Origin of the sequence: Bacillus pumilus (genome assembly GCF_038738535.1) — a bacterium.
Classification (GTDB): domain Bacteria; phylum Bacillota; class Bacilli; order Bacillales; family Bacillaceae; genus Bacillus.
The window spans coordinates 325,526-349,077 of sequence record NZ_CP046128.1; the positions used below are offsets into that span (position 1 = coordinate 325,526).

At 42.9% G+C, this 23,552-nt stretch carries 24 protein-coding genes and 1 riboswitch; of the genes, 15 read left to right on the forward strand and 9 right to left on the reverse strand.

Features of this window, described 5'->3' with window-relative positions; all coding sequences use genetic code 11:
* The first annotated feature begins 147 nt into the window (after window positions 1–147).
* Complete coding sequence (locus GKC25_RS01745) at window positions 148–1,104, forward strand: acetylxylan esterase (protein ID WP_034664179.1); 957 nt, start codon at window positions 148–150, stop codon at window positions 1,102–1,104.
* A 33-nt stretch (window positions 1,105–1,137) separates the two neighbouring features.
* On the opposite strand, the gene GKC25_RS01750 is transcribed toward GKC25_RS01745, so the two are convergent.
* Window positions 1,138–1,452, reverse strand: a complete 315-nt coding sequence (locus GKC25_RS01750) for a hypothetical protein (protein WP_012008865.1) — start codon at window positions 1,450–1,452, stop codon at window positions 1,138–1,140.
* Window positions 1,453–1,542: 90 nt separating this feature from the next.
* Between GKC25_RS01750 and GKC25_RS01755 the strand changes: the two genes are divergently transcribed.
* From GKC25_RS01755 to GKC25_RS01775, 5 genes are all read left to right on the forward strand, one after another.
* Entirely contained in the window at window positions 1,543–2,313 is a 771-nt protein-coding gene (locus GKC25_RS01755; RefSeq protein ID WP_187704557.1) for a nucleotidyltransferase domain-containing protein, read from the forward strand.
* A gap of 160 nt (window positions 2,314–2,473) precedes the next feature.
* Window positions 2,474–3,391: a proline dehydrogenase family protein gene (locus GKC25_RS01760; protein ID WP_034664177.1), complete on the forward strand. Its 918-nt coding sequence runs from the start codon at window positions 2,474–2,476 to the stop codon at window positions 3,389–3,391.
* Window positions 3,392–3,414: 23 nt separating this feature from the next.
* Window positions 3,415–4,962: an L-glutamate gamma-semialdehyde dehydrogenase gene (gene pruA / locus GKC25_RS01765; protein ID WP_187704323.1), complete on the forward strand. Its 1,548-nt coding sequence runs from the start codon at window positions 3,415–3,417 to the stop codon at window positions 4,960–4,962.
* Between the two features lie 125 nt (window positions 4,963–5,087).
* Window positions 5,088–6,320, forward strand: coding sequence for a PucR family transcriptional regulator (locus GKC25_RS01770; protein ID WP_095285946.1), 1,233 nt, complete (start codon window positions 5,088–5,090; stop codon window positions 6,318–6,320).
* A gap of 113 nt (window positions 6,321–6,433) precedes the next feature.
* Complete coding sequence (locus tag GKC25_RS01775) at window positions 6,434–7,732, forward strand: arsenic transporter (protein ID WP_316250403.1); 1,299 nt, start codon at window positions 6,434–6,436, stop codon at window positions 7,730–7,732.
* Between the two features lie 46 nt (window positions 7,733–7,778).
* Here GKC25_RS01775 and GKC25_RS01780 read toward each other — a convergent pair whose 3' ends face one another.
* The gene (locus GKC25_RS01780; RefSeq protein WP_034664171.1) at window positions 7,779–8,456 is read right to left on the reverse strand and encodes an amino acid ABC transporter permease; all 678 of its coding nucleotides are present in this window, start codon (window positions 8,454–8,456) and stop codon (window positions 7,779–7,781) included.
* Between the two features lie 12 nt (window positions 8,457–8,468).
* Window positions 8,469–9,341 carry a transporter substrate-binding domain-containing protein gene (locus GKC25_RS01785; protein WP_187704325.1) on the reverse strand — a complete coding sequence of 291 codons (873 nt, stop codon included), beginning with the start codon at window positions 9,339–9,341 and terminating at the stop codon, window positions 8,469–8,471.
* A gap of 181 nt (window positions 9,342–9,522) precedes the next feature.
* On the opposite strand from GKC25_RS01785, the gene GKC25_RS01790 reads away from it, so the two are divergent.
* Window positions 9,523–9,852, forward strand: coding sequence for a YckD family protein (locus GKC25_RS01790; RefSeq protein ID WP_034664467.1), 330 nt, complete (start codon window positions 9,523–9,525; stop codon window positions 9,850–9,852).
* Window positions 9,853–9,901: 49 nt separating this feature from the next.
* Here the strand turns inward: GKC25_RS01790 and GKC25_RS01795 are convergent, their stop codons facing one another.
* Window positions 9,902–10,666, reverse strand: a complete 765-nt coding sequence (locus tag GKC25_RS01795; protein ID WP_060595506.1) for an MBL fold metallo-hydrolase — start codon at window positions 10,664–10,666, stop codon at window positions 9,902–9,904.
* A gap of 115 nt (window positions 10,667–10,781) precedes the next feature.
* On the opposite strand from GKC25_RS01795, the gene GKC25_RS01800 reads away from it, so the two are divergent.
* Together GKC25_RS01800 and GKC25_RS01805 are read left to right on the forward strand one after the other, a co-directional pair.
* Window positions 10,782–11,198 (forward strand): Lrp/AsnC family transcriptional regulator, encoded by a 417-nt coding sequence (locus tag GKC25_RS01800; protein ID WP_034664465.1) that lies wholly within the window; start codon window positions 10,782–10,784, stop codon window positions 11,196–11,198.
* Window positions 11,199–11,226: 28 nt separating this feature from the next.
* Window positions 11,227–12,033: an aminoglycoside N(3)-acetyltransferase gene (locus tag GKC25_RS01805; protein ID WP_307499020.1), complete on the forward strand. Its 807-nt coding sequence runs from the start codon at window positions 11,227–11,229 to the stop codon at window positions 12,031–12,033.
* A 1-nt stretch (window position 12,034) separates the two neighbouring features.
* Here the strand turns inward: GKC25_RS01805 and GKC25_RS01810 are convergent, their stop codons facing one another.
* The 5 genes from GKC25_RS01810 to GKC25_RS01820 form a co-directional block, all read right to left on the reverse strand.
* On the reverse strand, window positions 12,035–12,421 hold the full coding sequence (locus GKC25_RS01810) for a competence protein ComJ (protein WP_106038505.1): 387 nt from the start codon (window positions 12,419–12,421) through the stop codon (window positions 12,035–12,037).
* 120 nt (window positions 12,422–12,541) lie between these two features.
* On the reverse strand, window positions 12,542–13,141 hold the full coding sequence (locus GKC25_RS18420) for a methyl-accepting chemotaxis protein (protein WP_425389169.1): 600 nt from the start codon (window positions 13,139–13,141) through the stop codon (window positions 12,542–12,544).
* 66 nt (window positions 13,142–13,207) lie between these two features.
* A complete protein-coding gene (locus tag GKC25_RS18425; RefSeq protein WP_254637611.1) occupies window positions 13,208–14,053 on the reverse strand; it encodes a methyl-accepting chemotaxis protein in 846 nt (281 codons plus the stop codon).
* Between the two features lie 29 nt (window positions 14,054–14,082).
* Window positions 14,083–14,238: a hypothetical protein gene (locus GKC25_RS18430; protein WP_268496291.1), complete on the reverse strand. Its 156-nt coding sequence runs from the start codon at window positions 14,236–14,238 to the stop codon at window positions 14,083–14,085.
* Window positions 14,239–14,366: 128 nt separating this feature from the next.
* Entirely contained in the window at window positions 14,367–14,795 is a 429-nt protein-coding gene (locus GKC25_RS01820; protein WP_034664156.1) for a NucA/NucB deoxyribonuclease domain-containing protein, read from the reverse strand.
* A 367-nt stretch (window positions 14,796–15,162) separates the two neighbouring features.
* On the opposite strand from GKC25_RS01820, the gene GKC25_RS01825 reads away from it, so the two are divergent.
* Genes GKC25_RS01825 through GKC25_RS01850 form a run of 6 tightly spaced genes read left to right on the forward strand, consistent with a single transcriptional unit; the run spans window position 15,163 to window position 23,054 of the window.
* Complete coding sequence (locus tag GKC25_RS01825) at window positions 15,163–17,232, forward strand: hydantoinase/oxoprolinase family protein (protein WP_034664154.1); 2,070 nt, start codon at window positions 15,163–15,165, stop codon at window positions 17,230–17,232.
* Window positions 17,222–19,207: a hydantoinase B/oxoprolinase family protein gene (locus GKC25_RS01830; protein WP_342689890.1), complete on the forward strand. Its 1,986-nt coding sequence runs from the start codon at window positions 17,222–17,224 to the stop codon at window positions 19,205–19,207. Before GKC25_RS01825 ends, GKC25_RS01830 begins: the two co-directional genes overlap by 11 nt.
* On the forward strand, window positions 19,204–20,289 hold the full coding sequence (locus GKC25_RS01835) for an ABC transporter substrate-binding protein (protein ID WP_034664150.1): 1,086 nt from the start codon (window positions 19,204–19,206) through the stop codon (window positions 20,287–20,289). The genes GKC25_RS01830 and GKC25_RS01835 overlap by 4 nt, the downstream gene beginning before the upstream one ends.
* Window positions 20,290–20,297: 8 nt before the next feature.
* Entirely contained in the window at window positions 20,298–21,389 is a 1,092-nt protein-coding gene (locus GKC25_RS01840) for an ABC transporter ATP-binding protein (RefSeq protein WP_034664147.1), read from the forward strand.
* A complete protein-coding gene (locus tag GKC25_RS01845) occupies window positions 21,389–22,258 on the forward strand; it encodes an ABC transporter permease (RefSeq protein WP_034664145.1) in 870 nt (289 codons plus the stop codon). The genes GKC25_RS01840 and GKC25_RS01845 overlap by 1 nt, the downstream gene beginning before the upstream one ends.
* A complete protein-coding gene (locus tag GKC25_RS01850; RefSeq protein ID WP_034664143.1) occupies window positions 22,251–23,054 on the forward strand; it encodes an ABC transporter permease in 804 nt (267 codons plus the stop codon). The genes GKC25_RS01845 and GKC25_RS01850 overlap by 8 nt, the downstream gene beginning before the upstream one ends.
* Window positions 23,055–23,423: 369 nt before the next feature.
* A riboswitch (cyclic di-GMP riboswitch) is annotated at window positions 23,424–23,516 on the forward strand.
* The last annotated feature ends 36 nt before the right edge of the window (window positions 23,517–23,552 follow it).

Sequence of the window (23,552 nt, forward strand, 5' to 3'; positions counted from 1 at the left end):
GCCAGTTTCTTTATCATAAAGGTTTCAATCTTTTTTGCCAATAGAAATGTCAGAAGGTTTTGTCTTTTGTAGTGAAAATGACTTTCTAAGTCAAGAAAACAGTGATATGATACTCATAACTAATAAAACAAAGGGGGATAGTATGGTATGCAATTGTTCGATTTACCACTAGAAGAGCTAAAAGTATATAAACCGAAGAAAACAGCACGACCTGATTTCTCAGACTTTTGGAAGGCGTCGCTCGAAGAACTGCGCCAAGTGGAGGCAGAGCCAGCACTTGAACCTTATGACTATCCAGTGAAAGGCGTCAAGGTGTACCGCCTGACGTATCAAAGCTTTGGTCATTCTCGAATTGAAGGCTGGTATGCGGTACCAGATCAAACAGGTCCGCATCCAGCGCTCGTTCGTTTTCATGGCTATAATGCCAGCTATGACGGCGGCATTCACGACATCGTCAACTGGGCACTGCATGGCTATGCGACATTTGGTATGCTCGTCCGCGGTCAAGGCGGCAGTGAAGATAAGACAGTGACACCAGGCGGGCAGGCTTTGGGATGGATGACAAAAGGCATTTTATCGAAAGAGACCTACTATTATCGAGGTGTTTATTTAGATGCGGTTCGTGCACTCGATGTTATTCAGTCCTTTCCGGAAGTGGATGAACACCGTATCGGCGTGGTGGGTGGAAGCCAGGGAGGTGCACTGGCGGTTGCAGCTGCGGCACTTTCAGACATTCCAAAGGTCGTCGTGGCAGATTATCCTTACTTATCAAATTTCGAGCGTGCAGTGGATGTGGCATTGGAGCAGCCTTATTTAGAAATCAATTCATACTTTCGAAGAAACAGTGATCCAGAAGCGGAAGAAAAGGTATTTGAGACATTGAGCTACTTTGATTTGATCAATTTAGCCGAATGGGTGAAACAGCCCACATTGATGGCCATCGGTCTGATCGACCAAATCACCCCGCCATCTACTGTGTTTGCGGTATACAACCATTTAGAAACAGATAAAGATTTAAAGGTGTATCGCTACTTTGGACACGAGTACATCCCGGCTTTTCAAACAGAGAAGCTTGCCTTCTTACAAAAGCATTTAAGGATCTAAAAGAACAGAGGCCGCTCTAGGAGGGCCTCTTTTTTAATAGCTCGTATTCTGTCTCGTTTTTTCATCAGGCACTAACGCAGTGATAATCAGGGCAAGGGCAGTGATGATATGAAGAATGAATCCGAGAATCGGAATCCAAGCAAGGCAGGATGTGACAATTCCGATGATGCTTCCAATCATTGGTCCCTGGTCTCGCTTCGATAAGACGAGTGTGATAATATGCAGAATAAGCATGACCATGAGCGGTGAATAGCCATTGCTGATAACGAATAGACCTCCGATCACAGGGATGGCAAGGCAGGCTTCAAAAATCCCGGTGATCCATTTCATAATGCGAGATATAGACATCAGATCCAACTCCTTTTTTATATGTCTTATTCGTATTTTCCCAAAACGTGAAGAAGTCATGCAGAATTCTATAGAAAGAGTTGATGGATGTTGAGAGAGAGAATCAAGGAAGAGCTGAAAATCATCGAAGAAACGTATGACGTAAAGATTTGCCTCGCCGTTGAATCAGGCAGCAGGGCATGGGGATTTCCCTCGACTGATAGTGATTATGATGTTCGTTTTTTATATGTTCCCCGGAAAGAATGGTATTGGGCGATGGAAGAGCATCGTGATGTCATTGAACGGCCGATTGATGACGTGCTTGATATCAGCGGCTGGGAGCTTAGAAAGGCACTTCGCTTATTCAATAAATCAAATCCATCCATCATGGAATGGCTATCTTCTGACATCATCTATGCTGAATCTTTCTCTTTAGCAAAGCAGCTAAGAGAATTAAAGGATCGAGCGTTTTATCCTGCAGCATTGATGTATCATTACCTCAATATGGCGAAGCGGAATGAAAGCCGGCATTTACGAGGGGAGCAGGTGCGAATCAAGAAGTATTTCTATGTGCTTCGTCCGCTATTTGCCTGTCAGTGGATTGAACGCTACCGGACGGTTCCGCCGATGGACTTTCATGAACTGCTCGAGGAGCTAGTGGAGGAAGGCCCGCTTTTAACAGAAATTCACGAGCTGCTCAAACGTAAAATGGACGGAGAGGAAATGGATGTAGAGCACCGTCTCGCCTATGTCCATCCATTCATCGACAAAGAGCTGGCGCGTTTTGATGAATTGGTGAAAAGCTACAATCAGCCGAAAGACAATCTCACGCAAGAATTAAATGAGCTTTTGCAGTCTACCCTTGATGAGGTGTGGGCGTAGGAGGGAAGAGCCAGCCGGATAGCGGCAGGCTCTTTTTTATCTCTTATTGTGATAAAACCACAAAAAAAGTCAGAATTTTTGTCATCTTCAAATATTGTAGCGGACAGCTTATGAGCCTTACAATAAAGACATAGCTTACAAAGAGTGGGAGGTGCCCTTTATGGAGTCGGTCACAAGAAATTTCTTCTTGTTTTTGTCAAAGAGCAGTCTCTTGAACCATATTGCTCGTAATTGGGGAAGTGCTGTTGCATCTAAGAAAATCATCGGTGGGAAAGATTTTGAGAGCGCTATCTCTGTCATTAAACGATTAAATGATCAAGGAATGGCTGTAACAGTCGATCACCTTGGTGAGTTTGTCACAAAGGCAGAGATTGCAAATGAGCGGACGAATGAGTGTATTCAAACCATTCAGCGGATTGCTGAGGCGGGACTCAATTCCCACGTGTCACTCAAAATGACATCACTTGGCCTGGATATTGACGATGACCTTGTGTATCGCAATATGAAAAGCATTTTAGATACGGCAGAGAAACACCGTATCATGGTGACAATCGATATGGAGGATGAACAGCGCTGTCAAAAAACGCTGGACATTTTTAAAGAGATGAAATCTCAATATGAGTATGTCAGTACGGTCCTGCAGGCGTATTTGTACAGAACAGAAAAGGATCTTGATGACCTAAATGAGCTTCAGCCATTTTTAAGACTTGTAAAGGGTGCCTATAAGGAATCCGCCGAAGTGGCGTATCCAAACAAAAAAGACGTCGATCAGAATTATCAAAAGCTGATCGAAAAGCAATTACTCACAGGGAACTATACAGCCATTGCGACACATGACGATCAAATGATCGAGTTTACGAAAAATATTGTGAAAAAACACAATATACCGACAAGTCAGTTCGAATTTCAAATGCTGTATGGCATGAGATCAGAAACGCAGCAGGCACTTGTGAAGGAAGGCTATCAAATGAGGGTCTATACCCCGTATGGACGAGAGTGGTATGGCTACTACATGAGACGTCTTGCAGAACGGCCGGCAAACATTGCCTTTGCTTTAAAAGGGATGACGAGAAAATAATTTGAAACGGGAGCGTGACAAAGATGACAACACCTTACAAACATGAACCATTCACGGATTTTAGCCAGGAAGAAAACCGCAAAGCGTTTGAACAAGCATTAGCAAAGGTAACAGAATCACTTGGTCAAACCTATCCGCTCGTGATTAATGGAGAAAGAATCGAAACGAAAGACCAGATTATCTCGATCAATCCAGCGAAAAAGGATGAAGTCGTTGGAACCGTATCAAAGGCCGGAAAAGAAGAGGCAGAACAAGCGGTTCAGGCTGCGGCGAAAGCATTTGAAACTTGGCGCTATACGTCTCCAGAAGAAAGAGCCAGCGTCATCTTCCGTGCTGCGGCAAGCATTCGCCGTAAAAAGCATGAGTATTCAGCCCTTCTTGTCAAAGAAGCAGGTAAGCCTTGGAATGAAGCGGACGCAGATACAGCAGAAGCGATCGACTTCCTTGAATATTATGCTCGTCAAATGCTGGAGCTGGCGAAAGGCAAACCAGTGAACAGCCGCGAAGGAGAACACAATCAATACGTATACACACCAACTGGCGTGACACTCGTCATTCCGCCGTGGAACTTCTTGTTTGCCATTATGGCAGGAACTACAGTAGCACCAATCGTCACTGGGAATACAGTTGTCTTAAAACCAGCGAGTGCAACTCCTGTGATTGCGGCACGTTTTGTGGAAGAGCTTGAGCAAGCAGGTCTTCCAAAGGGTGTGGTGAACTTTGTACCAGGAAGCGGAGCAGAGGTCGGAGATTACTTAGTAGATCATCCGAAAACAAGCCTGATTACATTCACTGGCTCAAGAGAAGTAGGGACACGTATCTTTGAACGCGCGGCAAAAGTACAGCCAGGTCAGCAGCATTTAAAGCGCGTCATTGCTGAAATGGGCGGTAAAGATACAGTGGTTGTAGATGAGGATGCAGACGTCGAATTAGCGGCTAATGCCATTTTCACATCAGCCTTCGGTTTTTCAGGTCAGAAATGTTCGGCTGGATCTCGGGCTGTCGTCCACGAGAAGCTGTATGACCAAGTGGTCCAGCGAGTGAAGGAAATCACAGAAACAAAAACAACAGCGAATCCTCTTTCTGCGGATGTCTACATGGGACCTGTCATTGATCAAGCGTCCTTTGACAAGATCACGGATTATATCGAGGTGGGCAAACAGGAAGGCCGCTTAGTGACTGGCGGAACGAGTGATGATTCGGAAGGATACTTCATTCACCCAACCATTTTTGCAGATCTTGAGCCAACATCTCGTTTGATGCAAGAAGAAATCTTCGGACCTGTCTTGGCCTTCTCGAAAGTGTCTAGCTTTGATGAGGCACTTGAAGTAGCCAACAACACGGAATATGGTTTGACAGGTGCTGTCATTACCAATAATCGTGATCATATCAACCGTGCGAAGCAGGAGTTCCATGTAGGGAACCTCTACTTTAACCGTAACTGCACAGGAGCCATCGTGGGATACCACCCATTCGGCGGATTCAAAATGTCAGGAACCGATTCAAAAGCAGGCGGTCCAGATTACCTAGCTCTACACATGCAGGCAAAAACGATTAGTGAAATGTTTTAAGTTGGAAAAGCATGAACCTGTGCACACGGGTTCATGCTTTTTTTGCTTGTCTACGACTTGTTTCTATGCAAATCTGTCCGGAAAGAAGTATGATAAATGTATCACTTAATCAGGGAGCAATCGGGATGGAAGAGATATTAGAAAAGCTTCATACATTTTTTGATGTCGATAAGTTAATTGCATTTATTAGCGGGTATTTAAAAAAACCAGTGATTTTAGAAAGCACAGAGTGCCAGCTCCTTGCTTATAATTCTTACAGCATACAGCAGTTTGACCCAGTCAATCAGCAAACGATTTTCTCAAAGGAATGTCCGGGGTCTGTAGTCGATTGGTTAAAGAAAACAGGGGTCATCGAGCGGCTTCACAAGGAGTCAAAGCCTTTTTATGTGAGCGGTCATGACGAGCTCGGGTTTAATCGGCGGGTGGCTGTGAGCGCCAAGCACAAACAAGAGGTTGTGGGCTTTATTTGGGTGCAGGACATTGAGGATTCTCTCACGCAGGAGGAGCTGCAATTTTTGCATGAAGCTTCCTTTCAAGTGGGAAAAGTGATTTATAAGAATAAAAAACAGCTGGAGAAAAAGGAAGGCAAGATTGAAGAATTTTTCAAAAAGGTCATGGATGATCATTTTTATACAGAAGAAGAACTGAAGTGGGAGGCTGAGAATTTAAGCATCCCGCTGCCAGCGGTATTTACTGTCATGGTCGTACACGCTGCCGATAACAAAAGTGAGACGGCAGAAGACGTGAAGGATGTCATTCGAACGTATTTGCAGCTAGAAGATAAGGTGAATCACGTATACTCCGTTCAAGCCGACATTGTCGTGATATTGGGCAGCTTGTCAGACCGGCACTCACCGAAAGCGACTGCGGCTGACGTCATCGCTCATCTGCAATCGAAAACGCATGCCCATCCTTCGCCGCTGTATATCGGGATGGGAAGAGAGTATCGAGATGTCATGAAAATGAGTACAAGTCGATTTGAAGCGATAGAGGTCGTGAAGGCTGTGAAAATTGTTGGGGGGCAAGAGCTGATTCCATATGATTACGAGAATCTGGGGGTTTTCCGGTTCTTAGACTCGATTTACAGCCATCAAAAAAAGAAAAATGATTTCAATCCAGATTTGTTACGTTTGAAGGAAAAAGACCGTGACAGCCAAACTTCTTTTTTAAAAACGCTTGAAGTCTACTTATTGAATAACTGCAAGCTAAAGCCTGCTGCAGAGCAGTTGTTTATTCATCAAAATACATTAAACTATCGAATGAAACAAATCTTTGATATGACCTCAATTGATTTAAGTCACTTCAGTCAGCGATGTGAGTTATTTATTGAATTGATGCTGATGAAAAAGGATCAATAGTCATCGAATCCGCAGGTGCCCGGGATCACCTGCGGGTTTTCATGTGAAAATGGCATACAACTGCTGCGTTTCGTTGTATGATAGGTAAGGATTTTATGAAAGGGGGGCCACCTTTGGGAGCAGTCACCTTGGCCATTTTGATTTTTATCCTGACCCTCGTCCTTGTCATTTGGCAGCCAGGACGTTTAACCATTGGATGGTCAGCATGTGGAGGCGCCATTCTTGCCCTTGTCTTTGGTGTCGTTCATCTGGGCGATGTGTGGGAAGTGACGCATATAGTATGGAACGCGACATTTGCGTTTATTGGCATCATTATTATTTCGTTAATTTTAGATGAAATTGGGTTTTTCGAATGGGCTGCACTGCATATGGCAAAAGCCGCAAGAGGGAACGGTGTCCGCATGTTTATTTATTTAACATTGCTCGGCGCTGTCGTGGCTGCTTTTTTTGCGAACGATGGAGCGGCACTGATTCTGACCCCGATCGTCTTGTCTGTGGTGAGAGCGTTAAAGCTGGATGAGCAGATGATCCTGCCTTTTGTGATGGCGAGCGGCTTTATTGCAGATACAACCTCCTTGCCATTTGTCATTAGTAACTTGGTCAATATCGTATCAGCCGACTATTTTCATATTGGGTTTCTAGAATATACAGCGAACATGTTCGTGCCAAACCTTGTGTCGCTTGGAGCGAGCATGCTAGTGCTTTATGTGTTTTACCGGAAGCTCATCCCAAAAACATACGATCTGTCACAAGCGAAAGAGCCGGCATCAGCTATTCGAGATATCCGCATGTTCCGCTTGTCTTGGTATGTGCTTGGCTGTCTGCTTGTCGGTTATTTTGCAGGAGAACTCATTGGGATTCCGGTCTCCATCATTGTGGGCGGTATTGCCCTTGTCTTCTTGTGGCTGGCGAGAAGAAGTCCGCAAGTGGCGACAAAACGCGTCATAAAAGAAGCACCGTGGTCCATAGTCTTTTTCTCAATTGGCATGTATGTCGTCGTATATGGACTGAAGAATGTCGGTCTCACAGAAATATTGGCGGCATGGATCGAACAAGGCGCATCGCATGGCTTGCTTGCGGGAACGATGTTTATGGGCGTGCTTGCCGCAGTGCTGTCTTCTGTCATGAACAATCTGCCCACTGTGTTAATTGATGCGATTGCGATCGGTCATACAGATACAGCAGGCGTCATGAGAGACGGACTGATTTATGCCAATGTCATCGGCTCCAACCTTGGTCCGAAAATGACGCCAATCGGCTCATTGGCGACATTGCTGTGGCTTCATGTTCTCAAGAAAAAGGGCGTCCATATTTCTTGGGGTGCATACATGAAAGCCGGAATCATCCTGACCATCCCAACCTTGATCCTTACTTTACTAGGGTTATATGTGTGGTTATGGCTGATACATTAAAGCTAAATACAAAAGAGAGCAGATCCATGAGATCTGCTCTCCTTTATTACAGATATTTCGCATAGCGCTTTTCTAAAAAGTCTTGAAGCAATGAGACTACGCTGCAAATGCCCCAGTAAATGAGTGCGACCAAAATATACATGGTCATATAATCGAATTCGCGTCCACCTACAATTTTTGCTTGCTGGAAGAGCTCGGGTACAGTAATCATCGCAGCCAGTGAGGAGGCTTTGATTAAATCGAGCATGACATTGGTCAATGGCGGAAGTGCGATGCGGACAGATTGAGGTAAAATGACACCGCGCATCGTTTGCCAATAGCTGAGACCTAGTGACTTGGCAGCTTCCACCTGTCCACTCGGAACAGAGGAGAGAGCCGCCCGGTTGATTTCTGCAATATAGGCAGCGCTATTGAAGCTGAACCCAATAATGGCAGCAGTGACCGCTGTAAATTCAATCCCGATATAAGGGAATCCAAAATAAAGAATAAATAAAATCACCAGAATGGGCACGCCTCGCATGAATGAGATATACAGCCGTGCAGGCAGCCGAAGCATCCACGTGTTCGCCATTCTGGCAAGCGCAATAAAAAAGCCAAGAATTGTACCAAAAAACATGCTCACAAAGGAAATGAGCAGCGTCAGCCAGATGCCTTTCATGACAAATGGAAATGACGCCTTTGCCAGTGCAGGATTAAATATATATTCTAAATGAATATCTCCCACGATTGCGGCTCCTTATTTAGAAATGTCGACATCTTCGACATCAGCATCTATTTTCTTTGAGACGTCTGCATGATGAAAGAATTTTTCGGAAATCTTTTTCATGGTTCCGTCTTTTTTCATGTCTTTTAAGACACGATTTAATTCTTTTTGAAGCTCTGTGTTGTCTTTCTTCATCACAAAACCTTGTTCGTTTGGCATGTATTTTAAGTCAGGGTGAATCGTAATATTTAATTTCGGGAATGCAGCAAGAGCTAGTGTCTGCAAGTAATAATCATTTAGAATGACATCTGTACGACCATTAGCGACATCCTTTAAGTATTGCTCGTTTGTCGCATTATCATAAATGACTTCCTTCGCACCGTACTTGCGAGCGACATCCATGTAAATCGTTGTGGCAGCACCAGCTGCTTTCTTTCCTTTTAAATCTTTTAACGTTTTAATGCCAGACAAATCATCTTTTCGTACGATCGCCGTGCCATAGGAATATTTATAAGGAGTTGAAAAGGCAAACTTATCTTTTCTGTCATCTGTGATGTCAATGTCGTTTGCAGCGGCATCCACTTGACCAGAATTAATGGCGCTCAGCATGCCATCATAGCCCATTTCTTTAAATTCTACTTTCACATCAAGGCGTTTAAACGCTTCTTTGACCACTTCCACTTCATAACCAGTCAATTGATCCTTGCCATTAGATGTATCATGATATGACGTTGGATAAAGGGTGCCTGAAGTAGCAACCACGATTTTCCCTTTCTTTTGAATCTCATCCCACTTTGAATCTCCAGACTGAGAAGAGCTTGATTGACTGCAAGCAGACATGACAAGTATGAAAGCAGACACAACAAGCATCACCCATACCGATTTTCTATGATAAAAACGACTCATTTAAGAATCCTCCTCTATTTTTTATACAAAACAAAACATAGCACGCTTTTTCTGTTAGGACAACGTTTTCAGAAGAAAAGCGAAAAAGTAAGAATATTATGTGCAATTTGCGTGGTGAAATAATGTATAAAAAAGGAAGGTGCGTACAAAATAATTGCGAATAAAGGAGGGAATAACAATGATGAAAAAAGTAAGTGGCTTAATCATATTATCGATGATGCTGTTGCCTGGTTTTTATATGGAAACAGCTCATGGTGAAACACCCCAAATGGAAAAGCGTCCAGTAACGCATCAAGTAAAATTAACGACAGAACAACAAAAACAAATTGAAATGCTTGAGCAGCAAATTCTTTCTAAACGAAAAGAAGTGATTGAGAAATACGTTCAATATGGTGTGTTAACAAAGGAACAAGGTACACATATTACCAAACGAATGGATGAACATTACAATCATTTGGAAAATAACGGATTCGTTCCATTGCTGAAAAAACCACAGCACCATCGACCATAATGATGAAACCGGCAGCGAGGTGCCGGTTTTTTATTATTTATGAATCTTTTCAGAAGGTGAGGCTTTCACCATCTTTAGGGACAAAAATGGCTTGATCTGCATGATGCTCCTGAATGTAAGCTTGTAAAGAAGCTCTTGTTAGCAAGCAATGGTTCACTGCCTCAAGGTGACAAGCGACAATTTGTGCTTTTGGCTGAGAACGGTGAACGTCTAAAATGTCTTCCTTTGTCATGGTAATCGGATCGCCTTCTAAAAATTGAGCAGCTCCGCTATTAACCACAATGACATCTGGCTTGCATGTATTGACAACCTCCTTCGGCTCATCACACCAAATGGTATCACCTGCAATGTAAAGGGTAGGTTCATCAGGGTGAGAGAAAACAAAACCGCTGACCTGTCCCATCCGCTTCGCTGTTTCTCCTGTCCCATGCTGTCCACCTGTCCGCTTAATATGAACACCGCAAATGTCTATTTCGTCTTCAATGCATGTGACATGCTGGAAACCGGCTTCTTCAACTTCTTTTTTGTCATTCTCCGATTGCGTATAAATGGGCTGGTCTTGAGCTAATTTTTGTTTTGCCTCGTCATCAAAGTGATCCACGTGCAAATGAGTGAGTAAGACAGCATCTGGGTGTAACATGTTGTCTAAGTCAATGTTTACAGGCAGATCAACAATAGGATTGTTCAAATGTTGATTGGCTGTATGAGGAAACGGTGGATATGTTCCTTTTGCTGCTAAAAAGGGATCAATGAAGAAAGTTGCCTGACCATATTGAAGGTATAAAGTAGCATTCCGAATGAGCGTGATTTTCATGAAAAGGCCTCCTTTTTTTCTGATTAAGTTTACAGTATATTAAAAGAGTTCCATATGACAGAGGGTAATGAAAGTCTTTCAGCAGAAGGACTTGATTTTTGAAAGAGGTGAGCCAATGTTAGACCAAACCGATATGGATATATTAAAAGAGCTCTCTAAAAACAGCCGATTGACCATGAAAGCACTAGGTGAAAAAGTTCATTTAACCGGTCAAGCTGTTGCAAATCGTGTGTTAAAGCTTGAAGAAGAGGGTGTGATTGAAGCATATACCATTTCGATTGACTGGCGGACTCAAAAGACCATCCAAACATTTATGCAGCTCTATACCCGCAGTCATCATCACGAACCACTTCTGTCGTTTCTCGACCAACAGGAAGAGATCAAGAACTTGTTTAAAATAAGTGGTGAGGGCTGTTATATGGCTGAAGGCCATTTTTCCAGTCATGATGAACTGGATCTGTTTTTAACGGAGCTGACAAATTACGCAAATTATAAACTGTCTATTGCGGTTAAACGTCTCATTCATCAGTAATAGAAGAGACGCAGGAGGAAAAGGAACGATGAAAAAATTAATCAAAAATCAAGCTGAACCGATGACAAAGGAAAGAATCAAAGCAGACTTGGTTCAACTTGGTGTGAAAAAAGGCATGATTTTATGTGTTCACTCATCTTTATCATCTATCGGCTGGGTAAACGGAGGCGCTGTTGCCCTCATACAAGCATTGATGGAAACCTTATCAGAAGAGGGGACACTGATCATGCCGGCACAAACGTTAGAGCTTTCTGATCCCGCTGATTGGATCGATCCGCCTGTTCCTTTTTCGTGGTGGAAATCGATCAAAGAGACGATGCCTGCATTTGATCCAGCATACACGACGCCAACAGCAATGGGAAAGGTAGCGGAAACGTTTTGGAAATACCCAGGCGTGGCGAGAAGCAATCATCCTCATTTTTCATTCACAGCCTGGGGCAAAAGGAAACATGAGCTTCTGAAACACCACGCACTTTCTTTTGGATTAGGAGAACATTCGCCTCTAGCCCGCATGTATGATCTTCAGGCTCAGGTGCTGCTGATTGGTACGTCATTTGAGAGCCTGACAGCTTTCCATCTTGCTGAATATCGCATCCCTCAGCAAGACCTCATGACAAGAGGAGCTCCCATCTTAGAAAATGGTTGGAGGGTATGGAAAGAGTACCAAGATATTATCACAAGAGAAGAACTATTTGAGCAGATCGGTCGTGATTTTCTGCAATCAGGAGGCACTCATGATCACGGTCAAATCGGACTTGCCAGTTCATATTTATTGCCGGTGAGAGAATCAGTAGACTTTGCGGAAAAGTGGCTTGATTTGTACGATCAGTCGTGATCTACACAGTTTGGAAATTTATATGATAAAGGTCTTGATCAGGCTGCTGTGAGGTATAGCAGGTGAGCTGATAGTCTCCCTTTGGAATAGGGAAAGACAGCACCTGAGCCATGACGCTTGTGATATAAACTTGATCGCTTGCATGCGTAAAAGGCACTGTAACTGTTCTGTCAGCCGAGGCTGGGGGCATATCGCTATTTAAAGTTACAGTAATAGATGCTTTTCCGTTGTTGACCCCTTCAAAGGACACACCCTGATCTCCCATGGCGAATCCTTGAAGAATGTCATCATCTGACCAATCAATCACAGGTGGTGTTTTGCTTCCGGTGTATACGGTGATTTGGTGATAAGAGATAGATAGGGAATAGGCTTGGTTTAACTTATTCATTTAAAAAACTCCTTTATACATAGATTTTCGTTGGAATGTGAATGATTGAAAGAATGATTCTTGAAGAGAATGTTAGGCAGCAAGACGATTGTCGCCGTCTTGCGCTTCTATTTGAGGAATCTAGATGTGAAATTGCGAAACCCTTGCTTTTAAATCTCCTGCTAAATGGGCAAGAGCTTCTGATGATGCTGTTACTTCTTCCATTGCGGCAAATTGTTCTTCTGTTAAACCGGCTACTTGCTGTGAATGTTCACTCGTTAGTTTAACGCCTTCTGTGATAGTGGCAAAGGATTGTTTCGCATCGTTTGTATAAGCTGCGATTTTTTGTGATGCACTAGATAAATGCTTGATGCCATCTGCCATTTCTCTCATTGACTGTTGAATATCAATAAATGATTCTTCTGTATGAGAAATAAGTACAGTCCCTTGAGCCGCTTCCTCTTTTACTCGTTTGATGGCATTCGTCGAATGAGTCATCTCTTTTTGGATTTCAGAAATGAGATGGGAAATCATATTTGATGATGCTTGAGATTCTTCAGCGAGCTTTCTCACTTCGTCTGCGACAACCGCAAAACCTTTTCCATGCTCGCCTGCTCGTGCTGCTTCAATTGCTGCGTTAAGAGCAAGCAGGTTTGTCTGATTAGCGATGTCTGTAATAACATTGGAAATATGATCAATTTCAGCTGAACGTGTTTCTAATGCTTTGAATGGCTGTCCCATTTTCCTCTATTGATTTTGCAATAGATGTCATTTGTGAGTTTACTTCCCCAATATTCTGTACACCTTTTAGGGCCATTTCTTGTGCAATTGACTTCTTGAAGCCATTTGTTCCGCATTTTCCGTGATGTTTGCCAGCTCGTTAGATACTTGAATCATCGTGTGCTCACTTGTTGTCATTTGAGCAGATTGTTCTTCTGATGATTGAGCTACTTCTTGAATACTGTGGGTGATTTTTTCTGATGCTGCACTTGTTTCTTCTGCGCTAGCTGAAAGCTGCTCAGATGAGGTGGCCACTAATTCAGATGTGTTCATGACATTAAGAATGGTTTGATTTAATTTTTCCCGCATCTTATTGAAATGACCAGCCAGGTCAGACAGTTCATCGCCTGCCGTATTCGACACATTGATGGTTAAATTTCCTTCGCCGGCACTTTTAATGGCAGAAGCTATGCACTTGAGGCGTGACTGAAACCGCTTTGTGAAAATAGAAATAATGATAACTGCAACAATTAAACTTAACAACAGAACAATGACAAATTGAATATAGAATGACTGAAGCATTTGTGAAATCATGCTTTGATTGGCGCCCGTATAAAAAATACCAATCGTTTTGCCTGCTTCATTTTTGATCGGCATATAAGCCGTTTGATAGTCTTTCCCGGCAACATTTGCTGTGCCGTAATAGTTTTCTCCTTTATCTAATACAGTGGCCTTCACTTCAGGTGAGACTTCTGTACCGACAGCTCGTTTTCCGTTTAACATGACATTCGTCGCGACACGGGTATTCCCTTGGAAAATTGTGATGGTATCATCGGTATATTCAGCTAATTGGTCAACCAATGTATCATGATCATTGATTGGGGTATCCCCTTTATAAAGCTTGCCATCTTTTATCAGCCACGAGCCTGCCACTTTTTCATCTAGGTAGGCATAGCCTAGCTTTAATCACTTTTTACTTTTTCAGTGGCCATGTGCTTGATGTTTTCTGTCATTTCACGATTCACCACATAACCAACAACTGCTGAAAAGATGATGAGGACACTTAAAAAGATCAGCAAAATTTTGGCACCAAGCCTCAGTTTTCCCTTTTTTTTCATGCTTTTTGACTCCTTTAGGTATAAGGTAGGATAATCCCCTTTTTAAGGATTATCAGCATGAAAAAAATGTTTGAAATACCTGTATGCAGTTACGAGAAAATTTTTTTAGATAGAAAAGGGAAATGGCGTTAATCGATGATAAATTGTATTCTTGTGCCGTCAGGATCATCCGATAATTGATGACCGACCCATGAGCCTGCTCCCCTATTATCTGAAGGACTGATATATTTGACAGAAGCTCCTGTTCCTCCTTCCTTACACATCGCCATCGGCCATTCGTCCCGATCATACCCGCGCTTTGTTGGGATGCCATGAAGTGATTGGTCTCTCTGTTCATCGCTATGTTTACGGTCAATCGTACATACGGATGAATGGCCTTCATCAATTGCCTCTTCTATGTGCTTCGCGGTTTCTGGGTAACGATCTGATGGGAAGTGAATGGTTTTGTCATAAGATGAATTCGTCGTCTCTTGTTTACTTTGCTCCAGCTGAATATAGCCTGTTGCTACACCAACGACGATTAGTAAAAGCAAGAGAATGATTTTAAGAAGTTTCATAGATGCTAGCTCTCTTTCTTGTTTGCGTATTTTGTAAACAGAAGTATAGCAGAATTACTTACCAATTTCTCCTGGTTTTGAAAAAACGCCTTTTAAAGTTCGAAAAACGGTTTTTATCCGTTTTCTTGCTTTTCATATTTGTAAAAATTCATAAAAATTTTAATTTTGCTGGTCAAAAAAAGATTATGCTTTATCAAAATGGCTTTATCACTGCTTTTTGGGCTAATTTCAAGAATTTAACACACAGAAATTTTAAAAAAATAAAATTGACTAGACCGATATGCTTTAATAATATGGAGTCAAATATCAAAAAATGTCGTAATTTATCAAAATATGATTCTATTTACATTGCAGGAGGGGAGTACAAATGGCGGATGTCTCTTATCGGCTTGGTATAGACATAGGAGGAACATTTACTGATTTATCGCTGATGAATGAAGCAACAGGGGCGCTGACTGAACTCAAAACACCCACAGTGACTGACGACCCAGCCCAGGGAATTATCAATGGGCTAAAACTTCTAAAAGACAGAGGTGTTGATTTATCTAAAATCCAATATCTCGTACATGGAATGACAATCGGTCTTAATACATTATTGCAGCGGAAAGGAGCAGATTTAGCCCTTTTTGTGACGGAAGGCTTTCAAGACATATTATCACTACAACGATTACGATTACCCATTCCTTATGACTTCAATTCTCGTTTGCCGGAACCGTTGATACCACGAAAGCATGTATACCCAATCTCTGAAAGGTTGATACACGATGGTACGATCAAAAAACCTCTCCATCTGCAGCAATTAGATCATGCTGTCCAGCAGGTCATGTCTAAAAGGCTAGCAGGTATTGTCATTTCTTTTTTACATAGTTATCAAAATCCAGTTCATGAATTACAGGCAAAAGCCTATATCAAACACCATTATCCGCAATTAGAAGTCCTTACTTCATCTGAATTATGGCCTCAAATGAGAGAATACGAGCGTACTGTGATGTCTGTTGTCAATTTGTACATTCAACCAAAGGTAAAACAGTATTTACAAACATTGAAAAGCCGTTTGAAAGAAGAAGGTGTACCAATTTCTCCATACATTACACAATCAAATGGTGGTTTAATGGATGCAGAAAGTGCAGCAACTTCACCTGTTAAAACACTTTTTTCTGGTCCGGCAGCTGGTGTCATTGGTGCGGCAAGAATCGCAGCCTCTGCAAACGAATCCAACCTGATCACTTTTGATGTAGGGGGGACGAGTGCAGATATCTCCATTATTCAAAAGGGGCAGCCTACAATGGCTCAGTCTAATCAGCTTTCAGGTTTTCCTATCATTCTTCCATCTGTTGCGATGTATTCAATAGGGGCAGGCGGAGGTTCTGTCGCGTGGATTGATCAGGGCGGGCTTCTCAAAGCAGGACCAGAATCAGTTGGCTCACAGCCGGGACCAGCTTCGTATGGTAAGGGAAAGAAAGCTGCCTTAACTGATGCGTTCCTCATATGCGGTTATCTCAATCAAGAGCGTTTTGCTGGAGGACATTTACACCTACAGCTATCCGCGGCGGAAAAGGCCTTTCAGCCAATTGCTGACCAGCTCAACAAAACGGTAGAAGAAGCGGCTGACCAGCTGATCCAAGTAGCTGTCGCCAATATGTACACAGAATTAAGCAATGTCATGGAGCAGCAAGGGTTTGACCCAAGAGATTTTAGTTTACTAGCGTTTGGCGGAGCAGGACCGGTTGTGGCGAATTTCCTTGCTCGAGAAATCCATGCGAAAAACGTGGTCGTTCCTCCAAGTCCAGGAACATTATGTGCATTAGGTGCTCTGACCGCTGATTTTATTCATGATGCGGTGCTGTCGAAGAAAATATGCTTACAAGACTACTCGATAGATCAACTAAAACAAGATTTTGAGATGCTTTCGCGAAAAGCGGCTGATTGGTTCAGTCGGCAGAACATTCAGCATATTAAACAGACATCCATTCTATTATTGGCAGATGCACGTTATCAAGGACAAGCCTTTGAGATTGAATTACCATTATCAGCTGAATGGCTGAAGCAAGAACAAGATATCCACCAACTCATTGAAGCCTTTCACAAACTGCATCAGCGTCAATATGGTCATAGAGATGATCAGGCGAACATCGAGTTTACTCATTTACGAGTTCGAGTCATAGGCGAGACGCCGCCGCTGCCTTTCACACCTGTTCATGAAAGCAGCGGACAATCTTTGAAGCCATATGAATACAGGCGAATCTTTATAGAAGAAAAAGAACATGAAGCAGCTATTTATTACAGAGATACTTTGTCAGTAGGTTCTGTCATCAATGGACCTGCCATTATTGAGCAGGATGATACGACAACATTGATTCTGCCAAATTGGACAGGCAGCATTGATCAATCAGGGAACTTGGTGATTTCAAGGGAGGCGGCTTTACATGAGAACTGATCCAGCAAAGCTTGAGATGATGCGCAGTTATTTTAATGCAATTGCGTCTGGCATGGGACATGTCATTGAGCGGACGTCTTTTACGACTTTCGTCAAAGAATCAGCTGACTTTGCGACAGCGTTAGCCACGCCTTCTGGAGATTTCTTTGTTTATCCGAAGACAGTGGGTGTAACGATCTTTTTAGGGCTGAGTCTTAAAAAAGCGATTGAAGAGAGCGGGGCGATGCAGCCGGGAGATATTATCATCACAAATGACCCTTATACGACAGATGGTTTAGCGACTCACCTGCCGGATGTCCATATCATTAAGCCAATTTTCGTAGATGGTGAAATTGTCAGCTATGCTTGGTCTTTTGTTCATGTGAGTGATGTGGGCGGACTTGTGCCCTCGAGTATTTCACCGACAGCAACAGATGTCCATCAAGAAGGATTAAGAATCCCGCCAGTGAAAATTTATGAAGGCGGGAAAGAGAATCAGGTCGTTCGTACCTTTTTAAGAGCCAACAGCCGAGCCAGTCATTTAAATGATGGGGATATCAATGCGATGATTGCTGCAGTAAATACAGCAGAAATTCGGTTAAAAGAAATGATCGGCAAATTTGGAAAAAATGAAGTGAAACAAGGAATGATGGACCTGCTGAAGCAAGCTGAGATTCGTGCAGGAAAGGTCATTGAAGCCATTCCGAATGGAACGAGTGAATTCGCTGATTATTTAGATGATGATATGATCTCGGATGTGCCGATCCGTTTGAAAATCAAGTTAACGGTGAAAGGAAAGCGGCTGATTCTTGATTTTTCTGAGTGTGACCCTCAAGTGAAAACAGCTTTTAACCTTGTCACCAATGGTCAGAAGCATTCCTTCCTATATCAAGGGTTGATTAATTACATTATTAGTAAAGATCCCTTTATACCGATTAATGGCGGAATAACATATCCGATTGAAGTGATTTCACCTAAAGGGACGCTGGTGCATCCAGAATACCCGGCCTCTGTTGGTATTCGGCATTCGATTACGATGAGGCTGTATAATGTCGTGCTAGGCGCCATTGGTAAGCTGTTACCTGAAGCAGTGCCGGCAGCAGGTGCAGGTCAATCTGCTATTGTTGTTCTCTCTGTTCCTGATGATCAAACAGGTGGCAGGAAAATGTCTGTTGTCGAACCATTAGGCGGAGGCGGCGGTGCTCAAAATGGAACGGATGGAGTAGATGGCATTGATCATTCATCTGGCTTTTTGAAAAATACACCCATTGAGAGTTTAGAACAGCATATTGATATTCATGTTCACCGATATGAGCTTTTGCCGAACACAGGCGGGGCAGGAGAAAACCGAGGTGGACATGCGATTGGTTTGGAATTTGAAATGATCAAGCCTGAATCTATGGTGACCGCACGAGGAATGGAACGAATGAAGTTTCAGCCTTGGGGGTTAATGGGCGGCCGAGCAGGAGCTGTTGGTGAGGTCAAGCTGATCACAGCAAAAGGTGAAAAACAAGACCAGCCAAAAATAGATGTTCTGCGTCTTGAAAAAGGTGATATTGTGCAATTAATATCACCAAGTGGAGGCGGCTGGGGAAATCCATTTGCTAGAAATAAAGAAAAAGTGCTTCAGGAAGTGGAAGCAGGTCTATTAAGTGAAGAAAGAGCGCTGCAGCAATATGGCGTTAAAGTGTATCTAGACCAAAATGAATGGAAGATTGATGAAAAGCAAACGAATAAGCTTCGTGAAAAGGTTGATCATCCTGCTGATATCATGTGGGATTTCGGAGAACACAGAGAAGCTTATGAGAAAGTATGGACGGATGAAGCCAGCAGCGAGCTTGCCGTGCAGCTGCGTTCTTACCCAGCTAATGAACGTACGCATTATAAACATGCAGTTCATCAACATTTCAGTCATAGAGATGAGCCGTTAACAAAGAAAGATATTATTCAAGCACTTCGTCATATGGATGGACAAAAAGGGGGAAATCAATCATGAAAAGAAGATTAATCACTATTTTTGCAGGTGTACTATCAATGATTCTACTGCTGACAGCTTGCGGTGGAAATGGACAGGATCAAGGTAAACAGCAGCAGACTGTGATCGTTGGCGTATACGGAGGCGATTGGGAAAAGAATATCAAACCAATCCTCGAAAAGTTTGAAAAAGATACGGGAATTAAAGTCCAAACCGTCTCTGGAGCGGATTCTGAATGGTTTACGAAATTAAAAGCGTCCAATGGAAAAAATCCACCGTATGACCTGCTTATTTTACAGCCTGATACGATTCAAAGAGGCATTGCAGCAAATGTTCTTGCGCCGATTGACGAAGAGCAAGCACCGAATGTCAAAAAACTTTACCGTTCTGTCCAAAAGAAGCTCACTATTGATGGGAAACAATATGCAGCAGGCTTTAGCATGGGGCAGCTAGGAATTGCTTATCGAAAAGATCTTGTGAAGCAGGAACCAAACAGCTGGACAGACCTATGGAGCAGTCAGCTAAAAGGGAAGGTGGCGATATCATCTCCGACTTATTCAGCTGGTTTGCAATTTTTTTCTGCGCTTGTCCATGCTCAAGGTGGGACAGAATCAAATCCTAAGGATATTGATAAAGCCTTTAAAAGCCTTTCACAATTAAAAGGACATGTAGCTGCTTTTCCAGATAATCCAGGGTCTATTCAAACCTTGTTAGAACGTGGTGACGTGGCAGCAGTTCCATATTGGGATGGACGAGTATTTGCACTTGAAGAAGAAGGAATGGATATAGGTTTCTCATATCCGAAAGAAGGCGCTGTTGCAGCTGTTGCGAGCTGGGCTTTAACGAAGGGAAGTCAGCATGAAGAAGCGGCTTACAAACTATTAAACTATTTAAGTGGAAAAGAAGCTCAGGAGGCTTTCTCGGAAAAATCTTATTATGGCATGTCGAATTCTGATGTGAAATACGGTGACAAGATTAAGGGGAAGGTCAAGGTTGGAGAGAATTATTATAGCAAGCTGACTTGGGTAGATTACGAAACAGCAACTTCAGAGCTTGGCAATTGGACAAATCGATGGAACGAAGTATTAGGCGGAGGAAAATAGGTGATCGCATGAGTGGAATCCATTTAGAACATATCAGCCAGCATTTCGGCGAGCAGATTGCTCTTAACGATGTCAGTCTTACGGTGAATGAGGGAGAGTTTTTCTCCCTTCTTGGCCCTAGCGGCTGCGGAAAATCAACGTTATTAAACATCATTGGCGGTTTTTTAGAGCCAACAAAAGGTGTCGTCTATATTGGTGATCAGGATGTGACGACTTTACCGCCTTATCAAAGAAAAACGGGTATGGTCTTTCAAAGCTATGCACTCTTTCCGCATCTGACCGTATTTGATAATGTGGCGTACGGGTTAAAGGTTCAAAAGAAAAAGAAGGCAGAAATCAAAGAGAAAGTAATGGAATGTTTGTCTCTTGTGCAATTAGAGGCGTTTGCGAAACGTATGCCGCATCAATTAAGTGGTGGACAGCAGCAGCGGGTAGCGATTGCAAGGGCGCTTGCAATTCAGCCGTCTGTTCTTCTTCTTGATGAACCGCTCAGTAACCTAGATGCAAAACTTAGAAAAAATATGCAGACAGAGCTTCGAAATATTCAAAGGAATGTCGGAATTACAACCATCCTCGTGACCCATGACCAAGAGGAAGCATTAAGCCTTTCTGATCGGATTGGGATTTTAGGTGAGGGAAGAATCCAGCAGATTGGGACGCCTTTAGAGGTGTATCGCCAGCCAAACAATCGATTTGTTGCTGAATTTATCGGACAGGTGAACCTATTTGAAGCAGTATATGATGAAGCTAAAGCTGCATTTATCGTTCCTCATTTAACCCAGTCAAACGGGCAGCATGTTGAGTTAAAGGCTGCGGCACACCAAGAGAAGAAGGGGAATCATTTACTCATGCTCCGTCCAGAAAGAATCAGCATATCTTCTGAGTGGGAAGACGTTCAGCCCAACCATGTATCAGGCGTGCTGGCAGATGTCAGTTATATTGGTCACTCATTACGTTTAGTGGTGGGGCTCGATAGCGGTGAAATGATTGTCCATGCTTCTGATGCAGCATTTCCTGAACTGCCGAAAGCTGGAGAAGCAATTCATATCAATTGGCAGCCTGAAGATATCGTTTTCCTAGATTCGAAGGTGCATACGTGATGCGTATCAAGAAAAAGAATCAGCGATTTCATTGGTTCATGCTGCTGCCTGCGTGTTTGTTTCTTGTTGTATTTCTACTAGCGCCGCTTGTGATGATGTTCGTCCTCAGTTTTCGTGATGTGGATTCAATGATGAATACATTACAAACATATAGCTTTTCTCAATATATTCATGTGTTCACGACAGATGCGTATGTGAAGGCGATTGGAAGTACAGTGTGGGTAGCCCTGCAGACAACGGTGATTTGTTTATTGATGGCATACCCCGCAGCATACGTGCTCGTCAAGGCACCTCATCCGCGTCTGCGGGCATTTTTCTATATCTTACTTGTCTCGCCGCTTTTGACAAGTGTTGTGATTCGGACGTTTGCATGGATTGTCCTTCTTTCGCAAAATGGTCTGGTCAATGGCATGTTATTAGATTTACATGTGATTGAAAAGCCGCTCTCTATGCTGTGGAATATGAATGCGGTGATTATTGCTTATGTTCAGGTCATGCTGCCTTTTGCAGTGCTGCCTATCGCGACGAGCTTAACCGATATGGATCGTCATTTACGACCGGCTTCTATGAGTCTAGGAGCTGGACGTATTCGAACCTTCTTTCATGTGACCTTTCCACTGACCATTCCAGGTATGGTGACTGGAGCTATTATTGTCTTTTCACTGGCGGCTGGGAGCTATATCACCCCGCTGTTAGTCGGCGGAAGGATGCAGCCTCTGCTGCCGCTGTCTATTTATCAGCAGGTCATGCAGGTGTATAACTTGCCTCTTGCTGCAGCGATGTCCTTTACGTTATTGGTTTGTGTGCTTGTGGTGGTCAGTTTATTAAGCTATCTATTGAAGCGTTGGGAGGCGAGGATGCATGCGTAAAAAATCATTAGGTGACCGCTTGCTTTCAATCCTGATTTGGACTGCTGGGTCATTGGTTTATCTCTTTTTAACCATACCTGTTCTTGTCATCGTCCTATCTGCTTTTAGTCCAAATGCCTTTCCTGAATTTCCGCCGACTTCGTTCTCCGTTCGTTGGTTTCAAGAGGTCGTGTCGAATCCAGAATGGATGGAGTCTCTGCGTATCAGTGTGATTTTGCTATTCATCGTAACGCCGCTCACGGTTCTTTTAGGCACGATGGCTTCGTATGCTTTAGCAAGGCTTACCTTTAAGGGAAAGGAGGCCATCCAAGCCTTCATTTTGTCACCACTTATGATTCCTCAGGTAGTGTTGGGGATTGCCATGCTTTATTTGTTTACGGCTATGGGGTTTACGGGATCTTTGTGGGCGCTTGTCATAGGTCACGTCATTATTGGCTTTCCCTATGTGGTTCGAACAGTAGGCGTCAGTGTCTCGAATTTGGACCCGCGGCTTGAGCTAGCTTCAATGAATCTTGGTGCAGGACCCATTCGCACATTCTTTCGAGTGACGCTGCCTTTGATTAAGCCAGGAATTATTGCAGGCGGGGTGTTTTCAGCTGTGACGTCATTTGGGGAAATATCGATCAGTTTGTTCGTTTCCTCTCCCCAAACCATTACGATTCCCATCAGGACGTTTAATTACATTGAGCAAACCTTTGATCCGAGTGTCAATGCGATATCTGTCATATTTATTATCATTTCTATCATTGCGTTGCTCATCATTGAGAAAACGATTGGCCTGTCTAAGGTGATGTAAATATAATGAAGAAACAAGGGAGCTGTCATTTGAAATGGCAGCTCTTTTTGTGTTGTTTTTACGGTAAATATTTTCAATTTTTCAGGGAATATAGTTCTTAAGATTTAAGAAATTTTGGATAATGAAAGGAGACCTCTATCCTGCATTTTCGGTCATATTTGCAAATTTTAAGGGGAAACATGAAATTTTTGCGGTATTTAGTCGATTATTTTCGGTTGAACGCAACTATTATTAGTTATTTTCGGTAAATATCGTAAATTATCATGTGATTCATTCGGTATAACGCATGAATCTTTACACCCATTTTTCGGTGAAAAAAACAATAATTTCATATAAAGTGGACGTAAATAGAAAATATTTAAAAAGAAAAGAAGAAAAAGGCAAATCTATGGAAACGTAGAGACGCAAAGCCATGTCCTAAGGTAAATGTTGCTTTTTTACTATGGTCGGCAGGTTACCGAATCAAAATGGGAGTCCCTCCGTTTTATTCGGGGTGGG